A 21,866-nucleotide genomic window follows, 5' to 3' on the forward strand; every position below is an offset into this window, starting at 1 on the left:
GCCGGGTGCGGGTGTGATCGTCGGCATCGGCGTCGACGTCGTGGACGTCGAACGCTTCCGGCAGCAGCTCGAACGCACCCCGGCGCTCCTCGAGCGTCTGTTCGTGCCCGCCGAACGCCACCTGAACACCCGGTCGCTCGCCGCGCGTTTCGCGGCCAAGGAGGCCGTCGCGAAAGCGGTCGGCGCTCCCGTGGGCATGAACTGGCAGCACTGCACCATCGCGGTGGACGAGACCGGCGCGCCGTCCGTCGTGGTGGACGGGACCGTGGCCGAGGCCGCCGCCGCCCGGGGCGTCCAGACGTGGCATCTGTCCATCAGCCACGACGGCGGGCTCGCCACGGCCATGGTGGTGGCCGAGGGCAGCATACCGGCAGGCCGCCAATAGTAACCTTGCTGATTATCGTCTGGCTTACCGCTAAGCTCGATCATATGCTCCAAGCATTTTCCGGTGGTGACGTCCGCGCTGCGGAGGCACCACTCCTCGACGCCGGCCAGGGTGACGCCCTGATGCAGCGGGCTGCCCACGGCCTGTTCGGCGTGGCCCTCGGCCTGCTGCGCGAGGCCGGTCGCGGCACCTACGGGGCCACCGCCGTCGTGCTGGCCGGGAGCGGGAACAACGGCGCTGATGCGCTGTACGCGGGGGAGCGTCTCCTGCGGCGGGGCGTCGGGGCAACGGCGATCCTCACGGCGGACCGCGTCCACGACGCTGCGCTCGAGGCTTTCACGCACGCCGGCGGGACGAGCGTCCGCCTGGGTGATGCCCCCGACCTCGCCGCCCTGGCGGCCCATGCGGCCGCCTCCGACATCCTCCTCGACGGGATCCTCGGCACCGGTGCCGCCGGCGGCCTGCGCGGCCCCGCCGCGGACTTCGTCCGGGCCTTCGACGCGGCAGCCGGCCCGCATGCGACCCGATCCACGATCGTCGTCGCCTGCGACCTGCCGAGCGGCATCGGCGTGGACACCGGCCGCATCGACGGGCCCGTCCTCCTCGCGGATGCGACAGTCACCTTCGGGGCCGCGAAGCCCGGCCTCCTGATCGGCGACGGCGCGGTGGCGGCCGGTGAGCTGAACGTGGTCGACATCGGCCTCGACTTCTCCGGGTTCACGCCGGCCGCGCGCAGCCTCCAGGGCGCCGACGCCGCAGCCGTCCTCCGCCTGCCCGGGGCGCACGACCACAAGTATTCGCGCGGGGTGCTCGGCGTCGCCGCGGGATCCACGCGCTACCCGGGAGCTGCCGCCCTCGCCGTCGGTGCGGCGCTGGCCACCGGAGTCGGGATGGTGCGCTACCTCGGCCCCGACGCCGTCGCCGCGCTGGTCCACCAGTGGAACCCCGAGGCCGTGGCGTCCACCGGATCGATCGCCGAGGCGCGCTCCCAGGCATGGCTCGTCGGCCCCGGTGCCGTGGACGACGACGACCAGCGGCGCCGGGCCGTCGACGCCATCGCCTCGGGGCTGCCCGTCGTCGTCGACGCGGGGGCGCTGACCGCGGTGCCCGAACGCATGGGCCCGCAGGTCGTCCTCACGCCGCACGCGGGAGAACTGCGCGAGCTGCTGGCGGCCCGCGGGGTCGACGCGGAGCGGTCCGAGATCGAGGCCGAGCCCGCGCATTTCGCGCTGCGTGCCGCCGAGAGCACGGGCGCCACGGTGCTGCTCAAGGGGTACACGACCGTCGTCGCAGCCCCCTCCGGCGCGTTGTTCGTCCAGGCCGATGCGACCCCCTGGCTCTCCACCGCAGGCTCCGGGGACACGCTCTCCGGTATCATCGGTGCGCTCATCGCGACGCTCGCCGGGGACGACGGCGCGGCGGACCGCGTAGGGGTGGTGGATGCCGACCTCTGGGCGGCCATCGCCGCCGCGGGAGCACTGATCCACGGAAGGGCCGGACAGCTCGCTGCCCGGTCCGGACCCGTGGTGGTGTCCGGTCTGCCCGGGTCCATCCGTGCGGTGGTCGCGGACCTCGTGGAGGAGCGTCGCCTAGCCGCAACCCCCTGAGGTGACCGACCCGATTAACCGCGCTGACAGACGAATGCGCTATGTATGAAGCAAGCACGCGGGGCACCAGGACCCCGACGCCTGCGAGTGATACGTGACCGCCCATGGAGGCGGCCGCGGCAGAAGATACAAGGAGAACTCATGGAACTATGGCCCGGCGACGCTTATCCCCTGGGAGCCACCTACGATGGCACCGGCACGAACTTCGCGCTCTACAGTGAGGTCGCGGACCTGGTTGTCCTCTGCCTCTTCGACGACGACGGCACGGAGACGCGCATCGAGCTCAAGGAGGTCGACGGCTACGTCTGGCACGGGTACCTCCCGCAGGTGACTCCCGGGCAGAAGTACGGCTACCGGGTCCACGGCCCGAACAACCCGGCAGAGGGACACCGCTGCAACCCGAACAAGCTCCTCCTCGACCCATATGCGAAGGCCATCTCCGGCGACCTCGACTGGGACCAGGCGCTGTTCGGCTACAACTTCGGCGACGAGCACTCCGTCAACAACGACGACTCCGCAGCGCACATGATGCTCGGCGTCGTCGTCAACCCCTTCTTCAACTGGGACGGCGACCGCATGCCGCGGACGCCCTACCACCAGTCCGTCATCTACGAGGCGCACGTCAAGGGCCTCACGCAGCTGCACCCGGACATCCCCGAGGAGCAGCGCGGCACCTACGCCGGCATCGCCCACCCCTCGGTGATCGCGCACCTGCAGAAGCTCGGCGTCACGGCGATCGAGCTCATGCCCGTGCACCAGTTCGTGAACGACAGCACGCTCCAGGAGAAGGGCCTCTCGAACTACTGGGGCTACAACACCATCGGCTTCTTCGCGCCGCACAACAAGTACAACTCCTCCGGGGACCAGGGCGAGCAGGTCCAGGAGTTCAAGGCCATGGTGCGCGAACTGCACCTGGCGGGCATCGAGGTCATCCTCGACGTGGTGTACAACCACACCGCCGAGGGAAACCACATGGGCCCCACCATCTCCATGCGCGGCATCGACAACGCGTCCTACTACCGCCTGGTGGAGGACGACAAGCAGTACTACATGGATACCACGGGCACCGGTAACTCCCTCAACGTCGGGAACCCGCACTCCCTGCAGCTGCTCATGGACTCCCTGCGCTACTGGGTCACCGAGATGCACGTCGACGGCTTCCGTTTCGACCTGGCCTCGGCCCTCGCCCGCGAGTTCTACGAGGTGGACCGCCTGTCGGCCTTCTTCGAACTCGTGCAGCAGGATCCGATCGTCTCGCAGGTCAAGCTCATCGCCGAGCCCTGGGATGTGGGACCCGGCGGCTACCAGGTGGGCAACTTCCCGCCGCAGTGGACGGAGTGGAACGGCAAGTACCGCGACACCGTCCGTGACTTCTGGCGCGGCGAGCCTTCCAGCATCGGTGAGTTCGCGTCCCGCCTGACGGGCTCGGCCGACCTCTACGAGCACAGCATGCGACGCCCCGTCGCCTCGATCAACTTCGTCACGGCCCATGACGGGTTCACGCTGCGCGACCTCGTGTCCTACAACGAGAAGCACAACGAGGCCAACGGCGAGGACAACAACGACGGCGAATCGCACAACCGGTCATGGAACGGCGGCGCCGAGGGACCCACCGACGACCCCGAGGTCCTCGCACTCCGGGTCCGGCAGCAGCGCAACTTCATCGCGACACTGCTGCTCTCCCAGGGCGTTCCGATGCTGCTGCACGGCGACGAGATCGGCCGCACGCAGGACGGCAACAACAACACCTACTGCCAGGACTCCGAGCTCAGCTGGGTGCACTGGGACAAGATGGACCAGCCGCTGCTCGAGTTCACGGCGGCCGTCAACCGCTTGCGCTCCGAGCACCCCACCTTCCGCCGTCGCCGGTTCTTCGACGGACGGCCCGTGCGCCGCGGCGAGGGCGAGGCACTGCCGGACATCGTCTGGCTGGACACCGCAGGTGAGCTCATGGCCCCCGAGGACTGGGACAGCGGCTTCGGCCGCTCGATCGGCGTGTTCCTCAACGGGCAGGGCATCCAGGGGCGCGACGCCCGTGGACAGCGGATCGTCGATGCCAACTTCCTGCTCTACTTCAACGCGCATGACGAGGCCGTCGACTTCACGATCCCGTCGGACGAGTACGGCATCTCCTGGGACGAGGTGATCGACACGGCCGGCAAGTACGCCGACACCGCCGCCATCCCGGCCGGCGCCACGGTTTCGGTCGAGGCGAAGTCCATGGTGGTCCTCCGGGTCCACACGGAGGTCGAGGACCTCGACCACTCGGTCGCGGCGTCGCTGGCGATCCTCGCCAACGAGGTCACCGCCAAGACGGGCACCCCCTAGCGCCTGTCCCGCCCCGACAGGTACACCCACCCACCGTCCCAGGAGGACCCCCACGTGTTGACACCGAAATCGACCTACCGGCTGCAGATCCGGAGCGAGTTCGACCTGCATCGGGCCGCGGCCCTGGTGCCGTACCTGCACGACCTGGGGGTGGACTGGGTGTACCTGTCGCCGATCCTCACGGCGGAGAAGGGGTCCGGGCACGGCTACGACGTCACCGACCCCACCACCGTGGACCCCGACCGCGGCGGTCCGGACGGCCTCGCTGCCCTCAGTGAGGCCGCCCGGGCGGCGGGCCTGGGCGTCCTCGTCGACATCGTGCCCAACCACATGGGCATCGAGACCCCCGCGGACAACGCGTGGTGGTGGCAGCTCCTGGCGGAGGGCCGCGGCTCGCGCATGGCCGAGGCGTTCGACGTCGACTGGGACGCCAACGGGGGGCGCCTCCGGGTCCCTGTCCTCGGCGACGGCGACGACGAGCTGGACCAGCTCGTGGTCGTCGACGGTGAGCTGCACTACTACGACAACCGGTTCCCAATCGCGGACGGCACGGCCCACCCCGGCGACACGGGGGCGGAGGTCCACGCCCGCCAGCACTACGAACTCGTGAACTGGCGCCGGGCGGATGCGGAGCTCAACTACCGGCGGTTCTTCGGCGTGAACACCCTCGCAGGGCTGCGCGTCGAGGTCCCCTGGGTGTTCCAGGAGAGCCACAGCGAGGTCAAGCGGTGGTTCGACGAGGGGCTCGTGGACGGACTGCGCATCGATCACCCCGACGGTCTCGCCGACCCGAAGGGCTACCTGGAGGACCTCCGCACCCTGACCGGTGGCGCCTACGTGCTCGTGGAGAAGATCCTCGAGCCGGGGGAGAAGCTCCCGACGGACTGGGCGACGGAGGGCACCACCGGCTACGACGCCCTCGCGGACATCGACCGGCTGTTCACCGACCCTGCGGGGGAGCACGAGCTCACGCGGTCCGTGCCGGTCGCGCCGTTCCACGAGATGATCCACGGGACCAAGCGCGGCATCGCCGACGGCATCCTCCGCTCCGAGGTGCTGCGGCTCGCGCGGCTCGTCCCGGCCACTGCGGACCTCGACGCCGACACGACGGCCGACGCGATCGCCGAACTGCTCACCTGCTTCCCCGTCTACCGCAGCTACCTGCCCGGCGGTGCCGAGTACCTCGCCGACGCGGTACGGGACGCCCAGGTGCGCCGCCCCGACCTCGCGGACGCCCTCGCCGTGCTCCACCCGCTCCTGAACCCGTTCCTCGAGGGCCCCGGGGAGCTCACCGAACTCGCGCGTCGCTTCCAGCAGACCTCCGGCATGGTGATGGCGAAGGGCGTCGAGGACACCGCGTTCTACCGGTACTCCCGCCTCGTCTCGCTCAACGAGGTCGGCGCCGACCCGTCCATCTTCTCGATCGACCCGCTGGAACTGCACCGTCGCCTGCTCGAACGGCAGGCCGAGAGCCCGCTGGCCATGACGACCCTCAGCACGCACGACACCAAGCGCAGCGAGGACACGCGGTCGCGCATCTCCGTGCTCTCGGAACTCGCCGGCGAATGGACAGGCCTCCTCGACCAGCTGGAGGAGCTGGCCCCCATCAAGGACCCGTCCTTCGCGCCGCTCCTGTGGCAGTCGCTCATCGGGGCCTGGCCGCTCAGCAGGGAGCGGGCCCACGCCTACGCCGAGAAGGCGTCCCGCGAAGCGGATTCCAGCACGCACTGGACCGCGCCGGACGAAGGGTTCGAACGCGGCATGCACGACGCCGTCGACGCGGCCTTCGACGACGACGCCGTGGCGTCGCTGATCTCCGGCCTCGTCGCGCGGATCCAGCAGGCCGGCTGGTCCAACTCGATCGGCTTGAAGCTGCTCCAGCTCACCATGCCGGGGGTGCCGGACGTCTACCAGGGGACCGAGTTCTGGGACACCTCCCTCGTGGATCCCGACAATCGCCGCGAGGTGGACTACGACGCCCGCCGCAAGGTGCTGACCGACCTCGACTTCGGCGCGCTGCCCCAGGTCGATGCCGATGCCCACGCGAAGCTGCTCGTCGTGTCACGCGCCCTCAGACTGCGCCGTGACCGTCCCGAACTGTTCACCGGCTACACCGCGATCACGTCCTCCGGTGCGGCAGCGGACCACGTCTTCGCGTTCGACCGCGGAGGGGCCGTCACCCTGATCACGCGCCGGCCCTACACGCTCGCGCAGGGCTCCGGCTGGGGCGACACCACGCTCGAGCTCCCCGAGGGCCGGTACACCTGTGCCCTCACGGGCGCCTCGGTGACCGGCGGCACGGTCAGGGCCGCCGACATCTTCTCCACCTTCCCCGCAGCACTACTGGTCCAGGAGGACGCAGCATGAGTTCGCCATTCGAGGTCTGGGCACCCCGCGCCACGTCCCTCACCCTCGTCGCCGACGGCGCCCGATACCCCATGACGCAGGGTGGAGGCGGGTGGTGGCACGCCCCGGAGGCCCCCGCGGCCGGCGAGGACGTGTCCTACGGCTACCTCGTCGACGACGCCGGGACACCCGTGCCCGATCCCCGGTCACGGCGCCAGCCCGACGGCGTGCACGGGCTCTCGCGGACGTTCGACCCGTCCGCGCACCAGTGGCAGGACGCGTCGTGGCAGTCTCCGGGGATGAACGGCGGCGTCATCTACGAGGTGCACCTCGGCACCTTCACCCCCGAGGGAACCCTCGACGCCGCCATCGGCAAGCTGGACCACCTGGTGGACCTCGGTGTCCAGTACGTGGAACTCCTGCCCGTCAACGCGTTCAACGGCACGCACAACTGGGGTTATGACGGCGTCCTCTGGTACGCGGTGCAGGAGACGTACGGCGGCCCGGCCGCCTACCAGCGCTTCGTCGACGCGGCACACCAGGCGGGTCTGGGCGTCATCCAGGACGTCGTCCACAACCACCTCGGTCCGAGCGGCAACTACCTGGGGCTCTTCGGTCCCTACCTCACCGAGGGCCTGTCCAACACGTGGGGCGACTCCCTGAACCTCGACGGCCCGCAGTCGGACGAGGTCCGGAACTACGTCCTCGAGAACCTGCTGATGTGGTTCCGGGACTACCACGTGGACGGGCTGCGCCTCGATGCCGTGCACGCATTGCACGACGAGCGCGCGGTGCACATCCTCGAGGAGTTCGCCATCCGCACGGACGAGTGTGCGGCGGAACTCGGCAAGCCGCTGTTCCTCATCGCCGAATCGGACCTCAACGATCCGCGCCTCATCCAGGGCCGCGAGGTCGGTGGCTACGGTCTCGCCGGGCAGTGGAGCGACGACTTCCACCACGCGGTGCACGTCAACCTGACGGGGGAGACCGAGGGGTACTACCTCGACTTCGACTCGGTGGGCGCGCTCGCCAAGGTCCTCGAGAAGGGTTTCTTCCACAACGGCACCTATTCGTCCTTCAGGGAACGTCACCACGGCCGCGAGATCGACCCGGCCCGGGTCAGCCCCCTGCAACTCGTCGTCGCGACCCAGAACCACGACCAGATCGGCAACAGGGCCGCCGGCGACCGCATCAGCGCGACGCTGAACCCGGCGCAGCTCGCGCAGGCGGCGGTCCTGAACATCCTCGGGCCGTTCACGCCGATGCTGTTCATGGGCGAGGAGTACGGGGCGTCGACGCCGTGGCCGTTCTTCACGTCCCACCCGGAGCCGGAGCTCGGAAAGGCCACCGCGGAGGGGCGGCTCAGGGAATTCGAGCGCATGGGCTGGCGCCCGGAGGACGTCCCCAACCCGCAGGACCCCGCGACCTTCGCCTCGGCCAAGCTGGACTGGGCGGAAGTGGAGCAGGGACACCACGCCGACCTGCTGTCCACGTACCGCGAGCTCATCCGCCTCCGCCGGTCACGACCGGAACTGCGCGACCCCGACTTCGGCAGCATCTCCGTGGACTTCGACGAGGACAGCCGCTGGATCGTCCTGCATCGGGGCAGCACCGCCGTGATCCTCAACCTGAGCGACGCGATGGTGACCGTCCCGGTGGGCGGCAGCACCGCGGAGGTCCTGCTGTCCACGGTGGACGGCGTCGGGCTGCTGGCCGACACGGTGCAGCTGCCGGCACACGCCTCCCTGGTCCTCGCCCCGGGCCGAGCGTAGATCAGGACTCTGCAAGGGTTTCGACAGGAGAGGGCGCCCACCGGCCGAAGGGTCGGTGGGCTCCTGCATACTGGCTGGAGATTCTTCCCCCCGGGAGGCGAATCCCCTGGGCATCCGGAGACGGGACCGGGAAGAACGAGACGGCAGGAACACCTATGACGCTGGACATCACCACACTGCGGGTTGCCTTCGGCGCCGTCGCGATCACCCTCCTGGTGCTCTTCTACACCGTGGCGTTCCGCCAGACCCGCTCCGCCTACAGCGCCTGGTGGTGTGCAGCGATCCTGTTCTTCTGCATCGGATCCTCCATCCACCTGCTCGACGGCTCCCACCACCAGGTCTGGGCGCACCCCACGGCCCACACGCTGTCGGTCATGGGAACGGTCAGCGTCTGGGCCGGGGCGCGGACCCTGCGGACCGGAAGGCCGGGCTGGCTGCAACTCGCGGCGGCGCCGCTGCTGACCCTGCTGGCCTCGGTGGTCGACAGCCCGGCGACGAACACGTGGTCCGGTGGAGCGGTGTTCCTCGGCATGATGTCCCTGACGATCGGGCTCGCCTCGTGGGAGCTGTGGCGCCTGCCCAGCAGCTACAGCAGGGTGCAGGCGCCGCTCGCGGCCGCCTCCGGGGCCGTCGCGGTGCTGTACCTCGCCCGGGGCGTCGCCTTCGTCGTAGGAGGACCGGACGGCTACGTGTTCACCACCTTCTTCGATTCGAGCATCACGGCACTGGTCACCCTGGTCCTGCTGGTCATCGTGTCCTTCAGCGCGGCCGCGCTCAGCGCCGAGCAGATCGCGGCCGACCTGCGGACGCGTGCCGACCGGGACGCCCTGACCGGGCTGCTCAACCGCGCCGGATTCCTCGACCTCGCACACCTGCACGTGGACCGCCTGGCACGGACGGAACGGCCCGGAGCGCTCATCCTCGCCGACCTCGACTTCTTCAAGGCGATCAACGACACCCACGGCCATGCAGCCGGTGACAGCGTGCTGAAGGCCTTCGCGCAGGCCTGTTCGGAGACGGTCCGTGCCACGGACCTCGTGGGGCGGTACGGCGGCGAGGAGTTCATCTTCCTGCTGCCCGGTGCCTCGGTATCCCGGACCGAGGACATCACCCGCGACGTGAGCCTGGCGCTGCGGGTGCAGCCCACACCGGGTGGCTTCACGATGCCCACGGTGAGTTACGGCATCTCCTCGATCGAGGCGTCCGGCTACGACCTCGATGCGGCGATCGCCGCGGCCGACCGCGCGCTGTACACGGCGAAAGCCGGGGGGCGGGACAAGTCCGTCCAGGCCGTCGGACCGGCGGACCAGCGACACGGCACGTCCCCCGGATCTCCCGGGGACGACGTCAGGGTCTGAACCGCGCGGTCGCGTGATCACCTGCCCGCCGCGTCGCGCGGAAACCGGCTCTCGCGTGGCACATCCGCACCGGACCGTGCATGTCCTATGGTGGACCGGACCAGTAAGGGGGCACTCCGCATGGCATGCAACGGCTGCGCGACATCGTCACGACTCGACTTCGATTTCAGCATGGCTTTCCAGCCGATCTACGACGCGGTGGACGACCGGGTGTGGGGCTACGAGGCGCTGGTCAGGGGGCTGGCGGGCGAGGGTGCATTCGAGGTGCTGTCGAGGGTCTCCCCGGAGCAGAAGTACCGCTTCGACCAGGACTGCCGGATCAAGGCCATCGAACTCGCGTCGCGGCTGTTTCCCGCGGACGAAGAGGTGAAGCTGTCGATCAACTTCATGCCGAACGCGGTCTACGAACCGGCGGCATGCCTCCGTGCGACGCTGCTCGCGGCCGCTCGATGCAGTTTCCCGACGTCGTCGATCATGTTCGAGTTCACCGAGAACGAGGAAGTCGCGGACACCGCCCACCTCACGAACATCATCACCGAGTACCGCAAGCATGGTTTCACCACCGCCATCGACGACTTCGGTGCCGGCCATGCGGGACTGGGGCTCCTGGTCGAGTTCCAGCCGGATCTGATCAAGATCGACATGAAGCTCGTCCGGGGAGCCGACAGCAGCCCGGCCCGCCAGGCCGTCGTCGCCGGCATCGTGGGCATCGCCGAGGACCTCGGCATCACGGTGCTCGCAGAAGGCGTCGAGACGGAGGCGGAGTTCGCGTTCCTGAAGCGGAGCGGCATCCGCCTGTTCCAAGGCTACTGGTTCGCGAAGCCGGCCTTCGAGGAACTCCCCCAGGTCCGGATCCGATCGGGTGCGGCGATCAGCGCCAGCGCCTGACCAGGCGCCCCGGCCCGGGCTTCCCGACGATCAGGCCGGCCACGCTTCCTCGCCGGATATCCAGCGACGTCATTCCGTCCCGCGCCGCGTCGGGATGCTCCCCTAGGATGAAGCAATGACGTATCACCCTGTTGAGAGCCGCTACGAGTCGATGCCGTACCGCCGGGTGGGGGTGAGCGGGCTGCAGTTACCCGCGGTGTCCCTGGGCCTGTGGCACAACTTCGGGGACGACAAGGCGTTCGGGGTGCAGCGGGACATCCTGCGCCGAGCGTTCGATCTGGGGGTGACGCATTTCGACCTCGCCAACAATTACGGCCCGCCGTACGGGAGCGCGGAGACGAACTTCGGCCGGCATCTGAAGGACGATTTCCGCCCGTTCCGCGATGAGCTGGTGATCTCCACGAAGGCCGGGTACGACATGTGGCCGGGCCCGTACGGGAACTTCGGGTCGCGGAAGTATCTGCTGGCGAGCCTGGACCAGTCGCTGGAGCGGATGGGCCTGGAGTACGTCGACATCTTCTACAGCCACCGCCCCGATCCGGAGACCCCGTTGGAGGAGACGATGGGCGCCCTGGACACCGCGGTGCGCTCCGGGCGGGCCCTGTATGCGGGGATCTCCTCGTACTCGCCGGAGCGGACCCTGGAGGCCGCGGCGATCCTGAAGGACCTGGGGACGCCGCTGGTGATCCATCAGCCCTCGTACTCGATGCTGAACCGGTGGACGGAGAACGGGTCCCCGAATCTGTTCGAGGCCCTGGAGCAGGTCGGGGCAGGCTCGATCGCGTTCTCCCCGCTGGCGCAGGGCCTGCTGACGAGCCGGTACCTGGACGGAGTGCCGGAGGACTCCCGGGCCGCCGCGGGGAAATCGCTGGATCAGGGCCAGCTCAGTGCGGAGAACCTGGATCGGATCCGGGGCCTGAACCGGATCGCCGAGGGTCGGGGGCAGAGCCTGGCGCAGCTGGCCATCGCCTGGATCCTGCGGGATCGGTCCAGCGGCACCCCGGTGACCTCGGCGCTGATCGGGGCCTCCAGCGTCCGCCAGCTCGAGGACAGCCTCGCCGCCATCGAACGTCTGGATTTCACGGCCGAGGAGCTTCACGCCATCGACGAATACGCCGTCGAGTCCGACATCAACCTCTGGGCCAACGCCCTCGAGGCCTGATGCTCCGGTTCCGGGTGGCCGTCCCGGAGGACTGGCCGGCCATCTGGGACATCCTGCGACCGGTGGCCCGGGCGGGTGAGACCTACTGCTGGGACACCTCCCTGGACGAGGCAGCGGGCCGGCTCGAATGGCTTCCCGGTGCGGCCGGGACCGATCCGACCCTCGTCGTGGTCGTGGCGGTGGAGGCCGACACCGGTCGCGTCGTCGGCACGGCGCAGTTGCACGCCAACCGGGGCGGCAACGGGGCCCATGTGGCGAACGCCTCCTTCCTGGTCGCGGCCGACGCCGGGGGCCGTGGGGTGGGCCGTGCCCTCGCCGGCCACGTGCTCGAGGAAGCGGGTGCGGCGGGCTACACGGCGATGCAGTTCAACGCCGTCGTCCAGACGAACGAACGGGCTGTCGCCCTCTGGATCTCACTGGGCTTCGCGATCGTCGGGACCGTCCCGGGCGCCTTCCTCCATCCCTCGGCCGGACCGACCGGCCTCCACATCATGCACCGCTTCCTGTAAGCGGGCCACGGCATCGCCACGGCATCGCCACGGCATCGACACGGCGGCGTGGGGCACCGGCGCGGCGACGCCGGGACACAATGGGGCATGACTACTGAACCAGCCGTCCACCATCCGCTCCTTGGCGCCTGGGCGACGCTCGGGGAGCCCCGCCTGACCAGCGAACTGGCGCGGTCGGGCGTGGGGTGGGTGGGCCTCGACGCCCAGCACGGGCACTTCGACGACCGGTCGCTCAGGGACGCCCTCGCGCTCCGGGCCGCGGACGCCGCCCCCATGCTCGTGCGGGTCGCGGCCAATGACGCCGCACTGATCGGCAGGGCGCTGGATGCCGGAGCCGACGGCGTCGTCGTCCCGCTCGTCAACAGCGTCGCCGACGCGGAAGCGGCGGTGTCGGCCGGCCGCTACCCGCCACGGGGCGCCCGCAGCTGGGGGCCCCTGCCGGGCAGTCGGGCGGTGCACGGTCCGGGGGCCGACGACGCCCCCGTCGCCGTACCGCTCTGTGCCGTCATGATCGAGACCGCCGCCGCGCTCGAGGCGGTCGAGGCGATCGCCGCCGTCCCCGGCGTGGACATGATCTTCGTCGGGCCGTTCGACCTGTCGCTCGCCCTCGGGCTGGACGTCGACGACCTCCTGTCCTCCGCGGAGGACGGCGCACCGCTGGCACGGATCGTCCGTGCCTGCAGGCAGGCGGGGATCCGGACGGGCGCGTACGGGGGTTCAGCCGACCGGGCGGCGTTGCTCGCGGCGGCGGGCTTCGACTGGATCGCCGCGGCGACGGACACGGGCCTGCTCGCCCTGGGCGTCGAGGCCCTGCACGGACAGGCGCGGACGGCCCGGCAGGATCAGCCGGACCAGGACGCCTTCAGCGCCGGGAACGCCTCCTCGTAACCCGCGAGCACGCGGGTGGCGGCATGGAAGGAGTCCACGAGGGGATGCCCTGCGAAGGCGCGCAGGGCGGCATCGCGGTCCCGGTCGACGGCGGCGCGGATCGTGTCCTGTTCGACGGCCTTCACCGCGGCCATGAGCCCCAGCTGGTGGGGTGCCAACGGCGCCGCCGGCAGGGGACGGGCGCCGCCGGCGTCCACCACGGACGGCACCTCGACGACGGCATCCGGGGGCAGCTCCCCGAAGGTCGCACCGTTGGGGACGTTGAGGATCAGCTCCGCGCGGCGTCCGGTGAGCAGCGCGCGCATGACCTGGAGGGCGACGCGCTCGTAGCCGCCGCCGGCGAGGTCCGCCTCGTCGCGCTCCTCCTCCGCCGTCCGGGCCTCGGCCAGGTAGCCGGACTCCCGCTCGCGCCGCGCGGCCTCCCAGACCGCGAGCGGATCCCCGGACGCCAGGAGTCGGGGGAAGAGGTCCGCCTGCTGGTCGCGGAGCGTCTCGCCGCGCGTCCTGTCGGCGGCGCGGATGGAGCGCAGGGCCTCACGATGGAAGTAGTAGTAGAACAGGTACTCGTTGGGCAGCGCGCCCAGGACCCGGAGCAGATCCGGGCCGAAGAGTCGTCCCTCCTCGAAGCCCGCCAGGCGCGAGGCGTCGGCGAGCAGCCCCGGGAGGCGGTCGGCGCCGCCGTCGTCGAGCCGGCGCAGCCAGCCCAGGTGGTTGAGGCCCACGTAGTCCACCCCGGCCAGGGACCCGCGCAGATCCACGCCGGCGGCGCGGGCCGCCCGGGTGACGAGGCCCGACGCCGAGTCGCAGATGCCGATCACGCGGTGGCCCAGGACCGCGGAGAGCGCCTCGGTGACCATGCCGGCCGGGTTGGTGAAGTTGATGAGCCAGGCGTCGGGGGCGAGGTGACGCATCAGCGTGGCCACGCGCATCATGTCGGGAATGGACCGGAGGGCGTACGAGATGCCGCCGGCTCCCACGGTCTCCTGGCCGAGCAGCCCGGAGGCCAGGGCCACGCGTTCGTCGAGGATCCGGCCCTCCGCCCCGCCGCTGCGCACGGCGGCGAACACGAGGTCGGCGCCGGGCAGTGCGTCCTCCAGCCGGTCTGCCACGCGGACCGACGGCGCAGGTGACGCGCCCGACGGCAGTGCGCCGAGCACCCGGGCGATGGCGTGGGCGCGGTCCGGCGAGCTGTCCACCGAGACTACGTGGGACACCAGTCCCGTGAACGGTGCCTGGGACAGTGCCCGGTACACGAGGGGCACGCGGAAACCCCCACCCCCCACGACGACGAGGGTGGCGCCGGCGCTCATCGGCCGCCGCGGAACAGGGCGCGGCGCAGGGCATACACCTGCGCTCCCGCGAGGGCCAGGCCGATGAGCACACAGACCAGGACCGGCACCGACGTGGTGTACGCGAGCACGAAGGCGAGCGAGAGGGCGAAGACCACGGCCGCCACGCCGATCAGGATGCGGGCACCCAGGGGCAGCAGCGGTGACGGCTCCCCCGGATACCGGTCGGTGCCCGTGTCCCTGCCGCTGTCCCTGTCCGGGGTCATGGTGTCCCTGCCATGCCTCCAGCCTACGGAAGAAGCACCGGATCCTCGCCCCTCGGGGTGATTCCACAAGACGAGCACTCCTGCGGGCCGCCGACCTCCCGCCGGACCAGTAAGGTGCCGTACATGGCCCAACAGCACCGCTTCGATCCCCTGGCAGCCACGCGGGGCCCGGACGGGCCCGAGTTCGACCTGCTCCTCACCGGGCAGGTCTTCTTCGACATCGTGTTCACGGGGCTGGAGCGGCTTCCGGCGCCGGGCACCGAGGTGTGGACCGACGGCATGGGCTCCGGCCCGGGAGGGATCGCGAACCAGGCGATCGCCGCGAGCCGCCTCGGTCTGCGCACCACGCTCGCCGCGGCGTTCGGCGACGACGGCTACGGGCAGTTCAACTGGGACGTGCTGCAGGACCAGGAACACGTGGACCTGTCCCGCTCGCGCGTCTTCGGGCAGTGGCACTCTCCGGTCACGGTCTCCCTCTCCGTGCACCAGGACCGGTCGATGGTGACGCACGGCCACGCCGCGCCGCTGCGCGCCACCGAGCTCATCGGAGCGCCGCCGCCGTCGTGCCGTGCCGCCGTCGTCAGCGTGGAGCAGGAGATCGAGCCATGGGCGGAGGCGGCAGCGGCCCGCGGCACGAAACTCTTCGGCGATGTGGGGTGGGACCCGGACGGTGCGTGGGCGCCCGAGACGCTCGCCTCACTCGATCATTTCTACTCGTTCATGCCGAACGCCGTCGAAGCCATGGCATACACCCGCATGGACGATCCGTGGGCTGCGCTGTACTCGCTGGCGGACCGGGTTCCGGTCGCGGTCGTCACCGTCGGCCAGCACGGCGCGATCGCCATCGACTCGCTCACGGGGGAGGAGGAGTGGGTGCCCGCCCTTCCCGTGTCCGCCCACGACCCCACGGGCGCCGGGGACTGCTTCAGCGCGGCCTTCGTCATGGCCGACCTGGCGGGCTTCCCGCTCGCCGAACGCCTGGGTTTCGCGAATCTCTGCGCCTCGCTGTCCGTCCAGCACGTCGGCGGTTCGCTGGCAGCTCCCGGGTGGGGTGACATCGCGGACTGGTGGCACCGGGTCAGCGCGGGACGCGACGCGGTGCAGAAGCAGTTGCGGCGCCGCTACGCCTTCCTGGAGGACCTCGTGTCCGACGTTCCGGGCCAGGCATCGCGCAGGGCGGCGGCGACGATCGCGCGGCATTCCGATGCCTCACCGTCGGTCCGTCCCTGCGAGGGTGGCCCGGACGCACCGGGCGTCCGGTGACCTGACCTCACACGCTGCCCGCCGTCGCCAGGACCGGCGCCGTCCGGGGCGGCGCCTCCTCCCCGGACCGCGTCGCGCGTGCTGCGAGCCAGATGGCCAGGGCGCCGAGGATTGCGCCGGCGGCGACGTCGACGACGTAGTGCCAGCCGAAATAGACGGTGGCGAGGGCGGTGAGCAGCATGTAGACCCAGAGCGCCGCCTTGATCACGCGCGGCAGGTTGAGCAGGTGCGCCATGACGGCGGCGGTGAAGACGACGGAGACGTGCAGGGAGGCGAAGGCAGCGATGCCGTGGACCGACTGGGTCGCGTGGGGGTCACCCAGGACCCGTACCCGGTTCCGGTAGAGGGACTCCTGCAGCGCGGTGACGGCGGTGTCCGGCAGGTCCGCGAAGTGCTTCGGTTCGACGTAGATCGGGCCCAGGGAGGGCAGGGCGTAGTAGCTGAGCGCTCCGAGGATCCAGTTGAAGGACAGCGCGGTGACGTACCAGGCGCCGTGCGAGAGCCGGCGTGACCAGACGAGCGCCGCAGCCACGGAGACGGGCACGAAGACGAGGTAGGACACGTAGACGGCGGACAGGACGTGCGCGCTCGCTCCCGTGCCGAGGACCTGCTGGAGCACGTCGCCGGGGTGGTCGCCGGCGGCGAGCCAGCGGTCGCTCGCCTGCAGGAGCGGATCCGTCACCCGGTCGCGGACGAACGGCAGGAAGCTCTTCATGTTGCGGTACGAGACGTACGCCAGGTAGAAGGTCAGTAGACCCGCCGAGGTCGCCACCAGCCGCGGTGCCGGCCAGCGCCTGCGGAGTTCGACGGCCGCCGCGCGCAGCACGTCCCCCCGGGCGCGCCGACTGCGCAGCATGGAGGTGATCACGTCGACGAGGATCAGCGCCGCCAGGAGCAGGGGCAGCCGGACGTAGCTGGGGCCGAGGAAGCCGTCGGGATCGCGCAGGGGCAGGCCGAAGACCACGGCCACGAGGGCGGTGAGCACGGCGAAGGCAGCCGCCACCGCGAAGGCTGTGCGGAAGAGTTTGTAAGGGGCATGCCCCGTCATCAAGGGCGCGGACTTCATCGAACAGTTCTAATTCATTAAGGTGCCCTTCATCCACCCGGCACCCCGTTCATCCGGTGTTTGCTTCTCAGGGCGGGCTCGTTCAGCCCCGTAACGCCGCCGCCTCGCCCAGCCAGCGGGCGTACAGCGCCCACGGGTCCTCGACCCCCGCGGCGAGGTCGCGGACGTGCTCCTCGAGGTCCTGCGACGCCGCGAACCACTCCGAGCGGCCGAGGCGTGAGGCGGCGAACTCCTGGTGGCGACGGTGCTCCACCAGCCGGTCCCCCTTCTCGAACGCCAGTACCTCGTCATGCCACAGGCGGGCGAGCCGCTGCCGCGGATTCGCCGTCGTGCCGATCTTGATGCGGCTCTCGAACCGGAGGTAGTACACGATGTCCACGCGCGGCGGCGGCAGGCCGTCGTCGAGGACGTCGCCGACCCGCCACTCGCAGGCGGCGCACACCCAGGCGGAGGGATACCGGACACCGAGGCGCGAGCCGCAGGCCCGGCACGCGCCGGGCAGGACGTCGGTCACGCCGTACTCGTCGGCGACCCACTCGCCGATCACCGCGGCGTGGGCCCGACAGACCGGAACGGGGGCGCCGCCCACGGCCCCGCCGCAGGCCCGCCCGTCCTCGCGGCGGAGCTCGCAGGTGCGGCCGTCCTGCTCCGGATCGAACATGTCTTCGATCCTTCCCCGCGGTGTGGCCGGGCGCAACCCCACGGCCCGTGCACCCACCGGACGGCGGACGGGCGGGCCGAACTGGCAGAATGGGCCGGGTGACTTTCCCCGAACGCGCCGCCGAGATCGACCTCGATGCGCTGCGGCACAACATCCGGCACCTCCGCGACGTGGCGCACCCGGCGCGTGTGATGGCCGTCGTGAAGGCCGACGCCTACGGCCATGGGGCGCTCCCGGTGGCACGTGCCGCGCTCGAGGCGGGAGCCGCGTGGCTCGGCGTGGCCCACGTCAGCGAGGGCGTCGCCCTGAGGAAGGCCGGCATCGAGGCGCCCATCCTCGCCTGGCTGCACACGTCGCGCACCGAGTTCACCGCGGGCGTGGAGCACGGACTGGACCTGGGGATCTCCGGGTGGGAGCTGGAGCACGTGGTCGCCGCCGCGCGCGAGCTGGAGCGCCCCGCCATCGTGCACCTGAAGATCGACACCGGGCTGGGCCGCAACGGCTGCCCGCCGGAGCAGTGGGAGGCCCTGCTCGGCCGCGCCGTCGCCCACCAGGAGGAGGGCCTCATCCGCGTCGTCGGGGTCTTCTCCCACCTGGCCGTCGCCGATGAGCCCGCCCGGCCGGAGACCGACCTGCAGGTGCAGGCGTTCCGCGACGCCGTCGCCGCCGCCGAGAAGGCCGGGATCGACGTCGAGGTGCGGCACCTCGCGAACACCCCCGCGACCCTCTCCCGGCCCGACTGCCACTTCGACCTGGTGCGGGTGGGCCTGGGGATCTACGGGCTCTCGCCCTTCGCCGACCAGGGATCCGAGGACCTGGGGCTGCGGCCCGTCATGACGTTCAGCACCACGGTCGCGAACTGCAAGGAGGTGCCCGCGGGCCAGGGCGTCTCCTACGGCTACGCGTACCGCACCCGGAAGCCCACCACGCTGGGTCTCATCCCCGTCGGCTATGCGGACGGGGTCCCCCGCATCGCCACCGGGGCGCCGGTCCAGGTGGGCGGGCGCGTGTACCCCGTGGTCGGGCGGATCGCGATGGACCAGTTCGTCATAGACCTCGGCGCCACCGGTCTGGTGGACACCCCGGCGAGCCCGCTGGGTGAGCGCGCCGTCCTGTTCGGCGGCCGGGACGCGCCGCCCGTCGAGGACTGGGCCGCCGCCGCGCAGACGATCAACTACGAAGTGGTCACCCGCATCAGCGACCGGGTGGAACGGGTCTACCTCGACGCACCCCGGGAGGGCGGCGATGGCACCGGCTCCTGAGTGGTCGGCGTCGTACGACGTCGGTTCGGCCGCCGCGCTCCAGGCGCTCGCCGCCGGCCTCGCACGGCACCTGCGGGCGGGGGACCTGCTGGTCCTCTCGGGAGAACTGGGCGCGGGCAAGACCACCTTCACCCAGGGGCTCGGGCGCGGCCTCGCCGTCGAGGACCGCATCATCTCGCCCACCTTCGTGCTCGTCCGCCAGCACCGCTCCCGCGACGGCCGCCCGGGCCTCGTCCACGTGGACGCCTACCGCCTCGAGAGCGCGTCGGCCGTCGACGACCTCGACCTCGAGGCCACCCTCGATGCCAACGTCACGGTCATCGAGTGGGGTGCCGGGCGCGTGGAGCACCTGGCCGACAGCTGGCTCCGGGTGGACATCACGCGGCCGCTGGGCGGCACCGGTCCGGGTGGGCCGCGCGGCCTCGTCACGGATTTCGACGACGACGGCGAGGACGAGGTGCGCACCGTCACGCTCTCCGGCGCCGGCCCACGCTGGCGCGGAGGGGTGCCGGCGCTGCCGCTCGACTAGGCTTGTCGGGTGCTTCTCCTCGCCCTCGACACCTCCGCCGCGGCCACCGTGGCGCTCCTGCACGACGACGCCGTCGTCGGCCGGTTCGCCAGTGCCGACACGCGCTCGCACGCGGAGGTCCTCGCACCCGCGGTGCACCGGATCCTGTCCGACGCCGGGGTGGCGGGGACCGAGCTCGACGCCGTCGTCGCCGGCGTCGGCCCGGGCCCGTTCACCGGCCTGCGCGCCGGTCTCGTCACCGCCCGGACGCTCGGCTTCGTGTGGGGCGTGCCCCTGTACGGCGTCATGAGCCTCGACGCCCTGGCCTTCGACGCCGCAGCGGGTGGCGCGGTGCCGGCCGGCAGCGCGTTCCTCGCGGGGACGGATGCGCGCCGCGGTGAGGTGTACTGGGCGGCGTACCGGGCGCCGTCGCAGCCCGGGGCTCTGCCCGAACTCCTCGACGGCCCGCACGTGGGCTCCGCGTCCGCGCTCCCCGGCGGACAGCCGCTCGTCGGCCGGGCCGCGAGCCTGTACCCGGACGACGTCGACGGCGTGCCGTCCTTCGCGGCGTCGGACCCGCACGCCGCGTCCCTCGCCCGCGTGGCCCGCCTGCGACTGCTCGCCGGCGCGCCCCTGCGGGACACCTCGCCGCTCTACCTGCGGGAATCGGACGCGCAGGTGCCCGGGCCGAGGAAGCGGGCGACGGCGTGAGCTTCCTCCTGCGGGACCTCGCCTTCGAGGACATCGAGACGATCGGCCGGCTCGAGAACGAACTGTTCCCCATCGACGCCTGGCCGCTCGAGATGTTCTACACGGAGTTCTTCCAGCCGGACACCCGGCGCTACCTCGTGGCCGAGGTGGACGGCGAGGCCGTCGGGTACGCAGGCCTCATGGTGATCGACACGACGGCGGACATCCAGACCATCGGCGTCCTCCCGCGCTTCGAGGGCCGGGGCATCGGACGGGCCCTGCTCACCGAGCTGCTCGAGGAGGCCCGCCGGCGCGGCGCCGACAACGTCATGCTGGAGGTCCGCGCCGACAACCCCCGCGCCCAGGCCCTGTACGTCCGGTTCGGGTTCCGGAAGATCCACACCCGGAGGAAGTACTACCGGGACGGGGTGGATGCCTGGGTGATGCGGCTCGTCCTGGCGGACGGCACCGCGGACCACCACACCACGGACGGGGGAGGAACACCGTGACCACCGACCGACCCCTGGTCCTCGGCATCGAATCCTCCTGCGACGAGACCGGCATCGGGATCGTCCGCGGGACCGAGCTGCTGACCAACACCGTGTCCTCCTCGATGGACGAGCACGTCCGCTTCGGCGGCGTCATCCCCGAGATCGCCTCGCGGGCGCACCTGGAGGCCTTCGTCCCGACCCTCCGGGCCGCGCTCGACGACGCCGGCGTCACGCTCGACGAGCTCGATGCGATCGCCGTCACCGCCGGTCCCGGGCTCTCCGGCGCCCTCATGGTCGGCGTCTCCGCGGCGAAGGCGCTCTCCGTCGCCACCGGCAAGCCGCTCTACGCGATCAACCACCTCGTGGCGCACGTCGGCGTCGGCATGGTGGGCGGTACGTTCCGCGACGGCCTGCCGCCGAACCTCGGCGCACTGCTCGTCTCCGGGGGGCACACCGAGATCCTCCGCGTGGTCAACATCGCGAACGACGTCGAACTGCTCGGATCCACGATCGACGACGCCGCGGGCGAGGCCTACGACAAGACGGCCCGGATCCTGGGCCTCGGCTATCCCGGCGGTCCGGCCATCGACCGGCTGGCACGGCAGGGCGATCCGAAGGCCATCCGCTTCCCGCGCGGCCTGTCGCAGCCCAAGTACATGGGCAGCGCGGAGGAGCCCGGCCCGCACCGCTACGACTGGTCCTTCAGCGGTCTCAAGACCGCCGTCGCCCGCTCGGTGGAGCAGTACGAGGCGGCAGGGCTGGAGGTGCCGGTGGCGGACATCGCGGCGTCCTTCCAGGAGGCCGTCGTGGACATCATCACGGCGAAGGCCGTCCTCGCCTGCCGCGAGCACGGGATCACCAACCTGCTGCTGGGTGGGGGAGTGGCCGCCAACCGGCGGCTCCGCGAGCTGACCGGCGAGAGGTGCGCTGCCGCCGGCATCACCCTGACGATTCCCGCGCCCTCGCTCTGCACGGACAACGGCGCCATGGTGGCCGCTCTCGGAGCGCAGATCGTGCTGGACGGGGGTAGCCCGAGCGGCATCGCGTTCGGGACCGATCCGTCCCTCCCCGTGACGAGCGTCATGCTCGCCGAGGCCTAGCCGTCCGACCGGACCCGTGATGGTGAG

At 71.2% G+C, this 21,866-nt stretch carries 20 protein-coding genes; 16 read left to right on the top strand and 4 right to left on the bottom strand.

The genetic code is table 11. The features are described 5' to 3' along the window. Window positions 1–13 precede the first annotated feature (13 nt). From AC4D2E_RS02105 to AC4D2E_RS02150, 10 genes are all read left to right on the top strand, one after another. On the top strand, window positions 14–385 hold the full coding sequence (locus AC4D2E_RS02105) for a holo-ACP synthase (protein ID WP_104166303.1): 372 nt from the start codon (window positions 14–16) through the stop codon (window positions 383–385). 44 nt (window positions 386–429) lie between these two features. Then, window positions 430–1,992, top strand: a complete 1,563-nt coding sequence (locus tag AC4D2E_RS02110; RefSeq protein ID WP_490951517.1) for a bifunctional ADP-dependent NAD(P)H-hydrate dehydratase/NAD(P)H-hydrate epimerase — start codon at window positions 430–432, stop codon at window positions 1,990–1,992. Between the two features lie 141 nt (window positions 1,993–2,133). Beyond that, window positions 2,134–4,320: a glycogen debranching protein GlgX gene (glgX, locus tag AC4D2E_RS02115; RefSeq protein ID WP_490951518.1), complete on the top strand. Its 2,187-nt coding sequence runs from the start codon at window positions 2,134–2,136 to the stop codon at window positions 4,318–4,320. Window positions 4,321–4,374: 54 nt separating this feature from the next. Continuing rightward, window positions 4,375–6,687, top strand: coding sequence for a malto-oligosyltrehalose synthase (gene treY, locus AC4D2E_RS02120; RefSeq protein ID WP_490951519.1), 2,313 nt, complete (start codon window positions 4,375–4,377; stop codon window positions 6,685–6,687). Further along, entirely contained in the window at window positions 6,684–8,438 is a 1,755-nt protein-coding gene (gene treZ, locus AC4D2E_RS02125) for a malto-oligosyltrehalose trehalohydrolase (protein WP_490951520.1), read from the top strand. The genes treY and treZ overlap by 4 nt, the downstream gene beginning before the upstream one ends. A gap of 155 nt (window positions 8,439–8,593) precedes the next feature. Then, window positions 8,594–9,796, top strand: coding sequence for a GGDEF domain-containing protein (locus AC4D2E_RS02130; protein ID WP_104166293.1), 1,203 nt, complete (start codon window positions 8,594–8,596; stop codon window positions 9,794–9,796). A 171-nt stretch (window positions 9,797–9,967) separates the two neighbouring features. Next, a complete protein-coding gene (locus AC4D2E_RS02135) occupies window positions 9,968–10,684 on the top strand; it encodes an EAL domain-containing protein (RefSeq protein ID WP_258069765.1) in 717 nt (238 codons plus the stop codon). A gap of 115 nt (window positions 10,685–10,799) precedes the next feature. Then, entirely contained in the window at window positions 10,800–11,846 is a 1,047-nt protein-coding gene (gene mgrA, locus AC4D2E_RS02140; protein WP_490951521.1) for an L-glyceraldehyde 3-phosphate reductase, read from the top strand. Next, the gene (locus tag AC4D2E_RS02145; protein ID WP_104166289.1) at window positions 11,846–12,355 is read left to right on the top strand and encodes a GNAT family N-acetyltransferase; all 510 of its coding nucleotides are present in this window, start codon (window positions 11,846–11,848) and stop codon (window positions 12,353–12,355) included. Before mgrA ends, AC4D2E_RS02145 begins: the two co-directional genes overlap by 1 nt. Before the next feature lie 87 nt (window positions 12,356–12,442). Then, window positions 12,443–13,243: an HpcH/HpaI aldolase family protein gene (locus AC4D2E_RS02150; protein ID WP_490951522.1), complete on the top strand. Its 801-nt coding sequence runs from the start codon at window positions 12,443–12,445 to the stop codon at window positions 13,241–13,243. Here the strand turns inward: AC4D2E_RS02150 and AC4D2E_RS02155 are convergent. Together AC4D2E_RS02155 and AC4D2E_RS02160 are read right to left on the bottom strand one after the other, a co-directional pair. Beyond that, window positions 13,198–14,553 carry a family 4 glycosyl hydrolase gene (locus AC4D2E_RS02155; RefSeq protein ID WP_490951523.1) on the bottom strand — a complete coding sequence of 452 codons (1,356 nt, stop codon included), beginning with the start codon at window positions 14,551–14,553 and terminating at the stop codon, window positions 13,198–13,200. The genes AC4D2E_RS02150 and AC4D2E_RS02155 overlap by 46 nt on opposite strands. Continuing rightward, a complete protein-coding gene (locus AC4D2E_RS02160; protein ID WP_490951524.1) occupies window positions 14,550–14,798 on the bottom strand; it encodes a hypothetical protein in 249 nt (82 codons plus the stop codon). Before AC4D2E_RS02160 ends, AC4D2E_RS02155 begins: the two co-directional genes overlap by 4 nt. 123 nt (window positions 14,799–14,921) lie before the next feature. On the opposite strand from AC4D2E_RS02160, the gene AC4D2E_RS02165 reads away from it, so the two are divergent. Continuing rightward, entirely contained in the window at window positions 14,922–16,061 is a 1,140-nt protein-coding gene (locus tag AC4D2E_RS02165) for a carbohydrate kinase family protein (protein WP_104166281.1), read from the top strand. Between the two features lie 7 nt (window positions 16,062–16,068). On the opposite strand, the gene AC4D2E_RS02170 is transcribed toward AC4D2E_RS02165, so the two are convergent. After that, window positions 16,069–17,127, bottom strand: coding sequence for a phosphatase PAP2 family protein (locus AC4D2E_RS02170; protein ID WP_490951525.1), 1,059 nt, complete (start codon window positions 17,125–17,127; stop codon window positions 16,069–16,071). Window positions 17,128–17,209: 82 nt separating this feature from the next. Further along, window positions 17,210–17,788, bottom strand: coding sequence for a GIY-YIG nuclease family protein (locus tag AC4D2E_RS02175; protein ID WP_490951526.1), 579 nt, complete (start codon window positions 17,786–17,788; stop codon window positions 17,210–17,212). Window positions 17,789–17,877: 89 nt separating this feature from the next. On the opposite strand from AC4D2E_RS02175, the gene alr reads away from it, so the two are divergent. The 5 genes from alr to tsaD are packed head-to-tail and all read left to right on the top strand — an operon-like array spanning window position 17,878 to window position 21,839. Further along, on the top strand, window positions 17,878–19,050 hold the full coding sequence (gene alr, locus AC4D2E_RS02180; protein ID WP_490951527.1) for an alanine racemase: 1,173 nt from the start codon (window positions 17,878–17,880) through the stop codon (window positions 19,048–19,050). Further along, window positions 19,034–19,579: a tRNA (adenosine(37)-N6)-threonylcarbamoyltransferase complex ATPase subunit type 1 TsaE gene (tsaE, locus tag AC4D2E_RS02185; protein WP_104166275.1), complete on the top strand. Its 546-nt coding sequence runs from the start codon at window positions 19,034–19,036 to the stop codon at window positions 19,577–19,579. The genes alr and tsaE overlap by 17 nt, the downstream gene beginning before the upstream one ends. A 9-nt stretch (window positions 19,580–19,588) precedes the next feature. After that, on the top strand, window positions 19,589–20,269 hold the full coding sequence (gene tsaB, locus AC4D2E_RS02190; RefSeq protein WP_490951528.1) for a tRNA (adenosine(37)-N6)-threonylcarbamoyltransferase complex dimerization subunit type 1 TsaB: 681 nt from the start codon (window positions 19,589–19,591) through the stop codon (window positions 20,267–20,269). After that, window positions 20,266–20,757 carry a ribosomal protein S18-alanine N-acetyltransferase gene (rimI, locus tag AC4D2E_RS02195; RefSeq protein ID WP_490909882.1) on the top strand — a complete coding sequence of 164 codons (492 nt, stop codon included), beginning with the start codon at window positions 20,266–20,268 and terminating at the stop codon, window positions 20,755–20,757. The genes tsaB and rimI overlap by 4 nt, the downstream gene beginning before the upstream one ends. Further along, a complete protein-coding gene (gene tsaD, locus AC4D2E_RS02200) occupies window positions 20,754–21,839 on the top strand; it encodes a tRNA (adenosine(37)-N6)-threonylcarbamoyltransferase complex transferase subunit TsaD (protein WP_490951529.1) in 1,086 nt (361 codons plus the stop codon). The genes rimI and tsaD overlap by 4 nt, the downstream gene beginning before the upstream one ends. The last annotated feature ends 27 nt before the right edge of the window (window positions 21,840–21,866 follow it).

Source organism: Arthrobacter sp. TJ-265, assembly GCF_058269135.1.

Excerpts from the sequence above, each read along its gene's own strand:
- AC4D2E_RS02110 (WP_490951517.1), top strand. The coding sequence starts at position 430 with ATGCTCCAAGCATTTTCCGGTGGTGACGTCCGCGCTGCGGAGGCACCA.
- glgX (WP_490951518.1), top strand. The coding sequence starts at position 2,134 with ATGGAACTATGGCCCGGCGACGCTTATCCCCTGGGAGCCACCTACGAT.
- treZ (WP_490951520.1), top strand. The coding sequence starts at position 6,684 with ATGAGTTCGCCATTCGAGGTCTGGGCACCCCGCGCCACGTCCCTCACC.
- AC4D2E_RS02130 (WP_104166293.1), top strand. The coding sequence starts at position 8,594 with ATGACGCTGGACATCACCACACTGCGGGTTGCCTTCGGCGCCGTCGCG.
- AC4D2E_RS02135 (WP_258069765.1), top strand. The coding sequence starts at position 9,968 with ATGGCTTTCCAGCCGATCTACGACGCGGTGGACGACCGGGTGTGGGGC.
- mgrA (WP_490951521.1), top strand. The coding sequence starts at position 10,800 with ATGACGTATCACCCTGTTGAGAGCCGCTACGAGTCGATGCCGTACCGC.
- AC4D2E_RS02145 (WP_104166289.1), top strand. The coding sequence starts at position 11,846 with ATGCTCCGGTTCCGGGTGGCCGTCCCGGAGGACTGGCCGGCCATCTGG.
- AC4D2E_RS02150 (WP_490951522.1), top strand. The coding sequence starts at position 12,443 with ATGACTACTGAACCAGCCGTCCACCATCCGCTCCTTGGCGCCTGGGCG.
- AC4D2E_RS02155 (WP_490951523.1), bottom strand. The coding sequence starts at position 14,553 with ATGAGCGCCGGCGCCACCCTCGTCGTCGTGGGGGGTGGGGGTTTCCGC.
- AC4D2E_RS02160 (WP_490951524.1), bottom strand. The coding sequence starts at position 14,798 with ATGACCCCGGACAGGGACAGCGGCAGGGACACGGGCACCGACCGGTAT.
- AC4D2E_RS02165 (WP_104166281.1), top strand. The coding sequence starts at position 14,922 with ATGGCCCAACAGCACCGCTTCGATCCCCTGGCAGCCACGCGGGGCCCG.
- AC4D2E_RS02170 (WP_490951525.1), bottom strand. The coding sequence starts at position 17,127 with ATGAAGTCCGCGCCCTTGATGACGGGGCATGCCCCTTACAAACTCTTC.
- AC4D2E_RS02175 (WP_490951526.1), bottom strand. The coding sequence starts at position 17,788 with ATGTTCGATCCGGAGCAGGACGGCCGCACCTGCGAGCTCCGCCGCGAG.
- alr (WP_490951527.1), top strand. The coding sequence starts at position 17,878 with ATGGGCCGGGTGACTTTCCCCGAACGCGCCGCCGAGATCGACCTCGAT.
- tsaE (WP_104166275.1), top strand. The coding sequence starts at position 19,034 with ATGGCACCGGCTCCTGAGTGGTCGGCGTCGTACGACGTCGGTTCGGCC.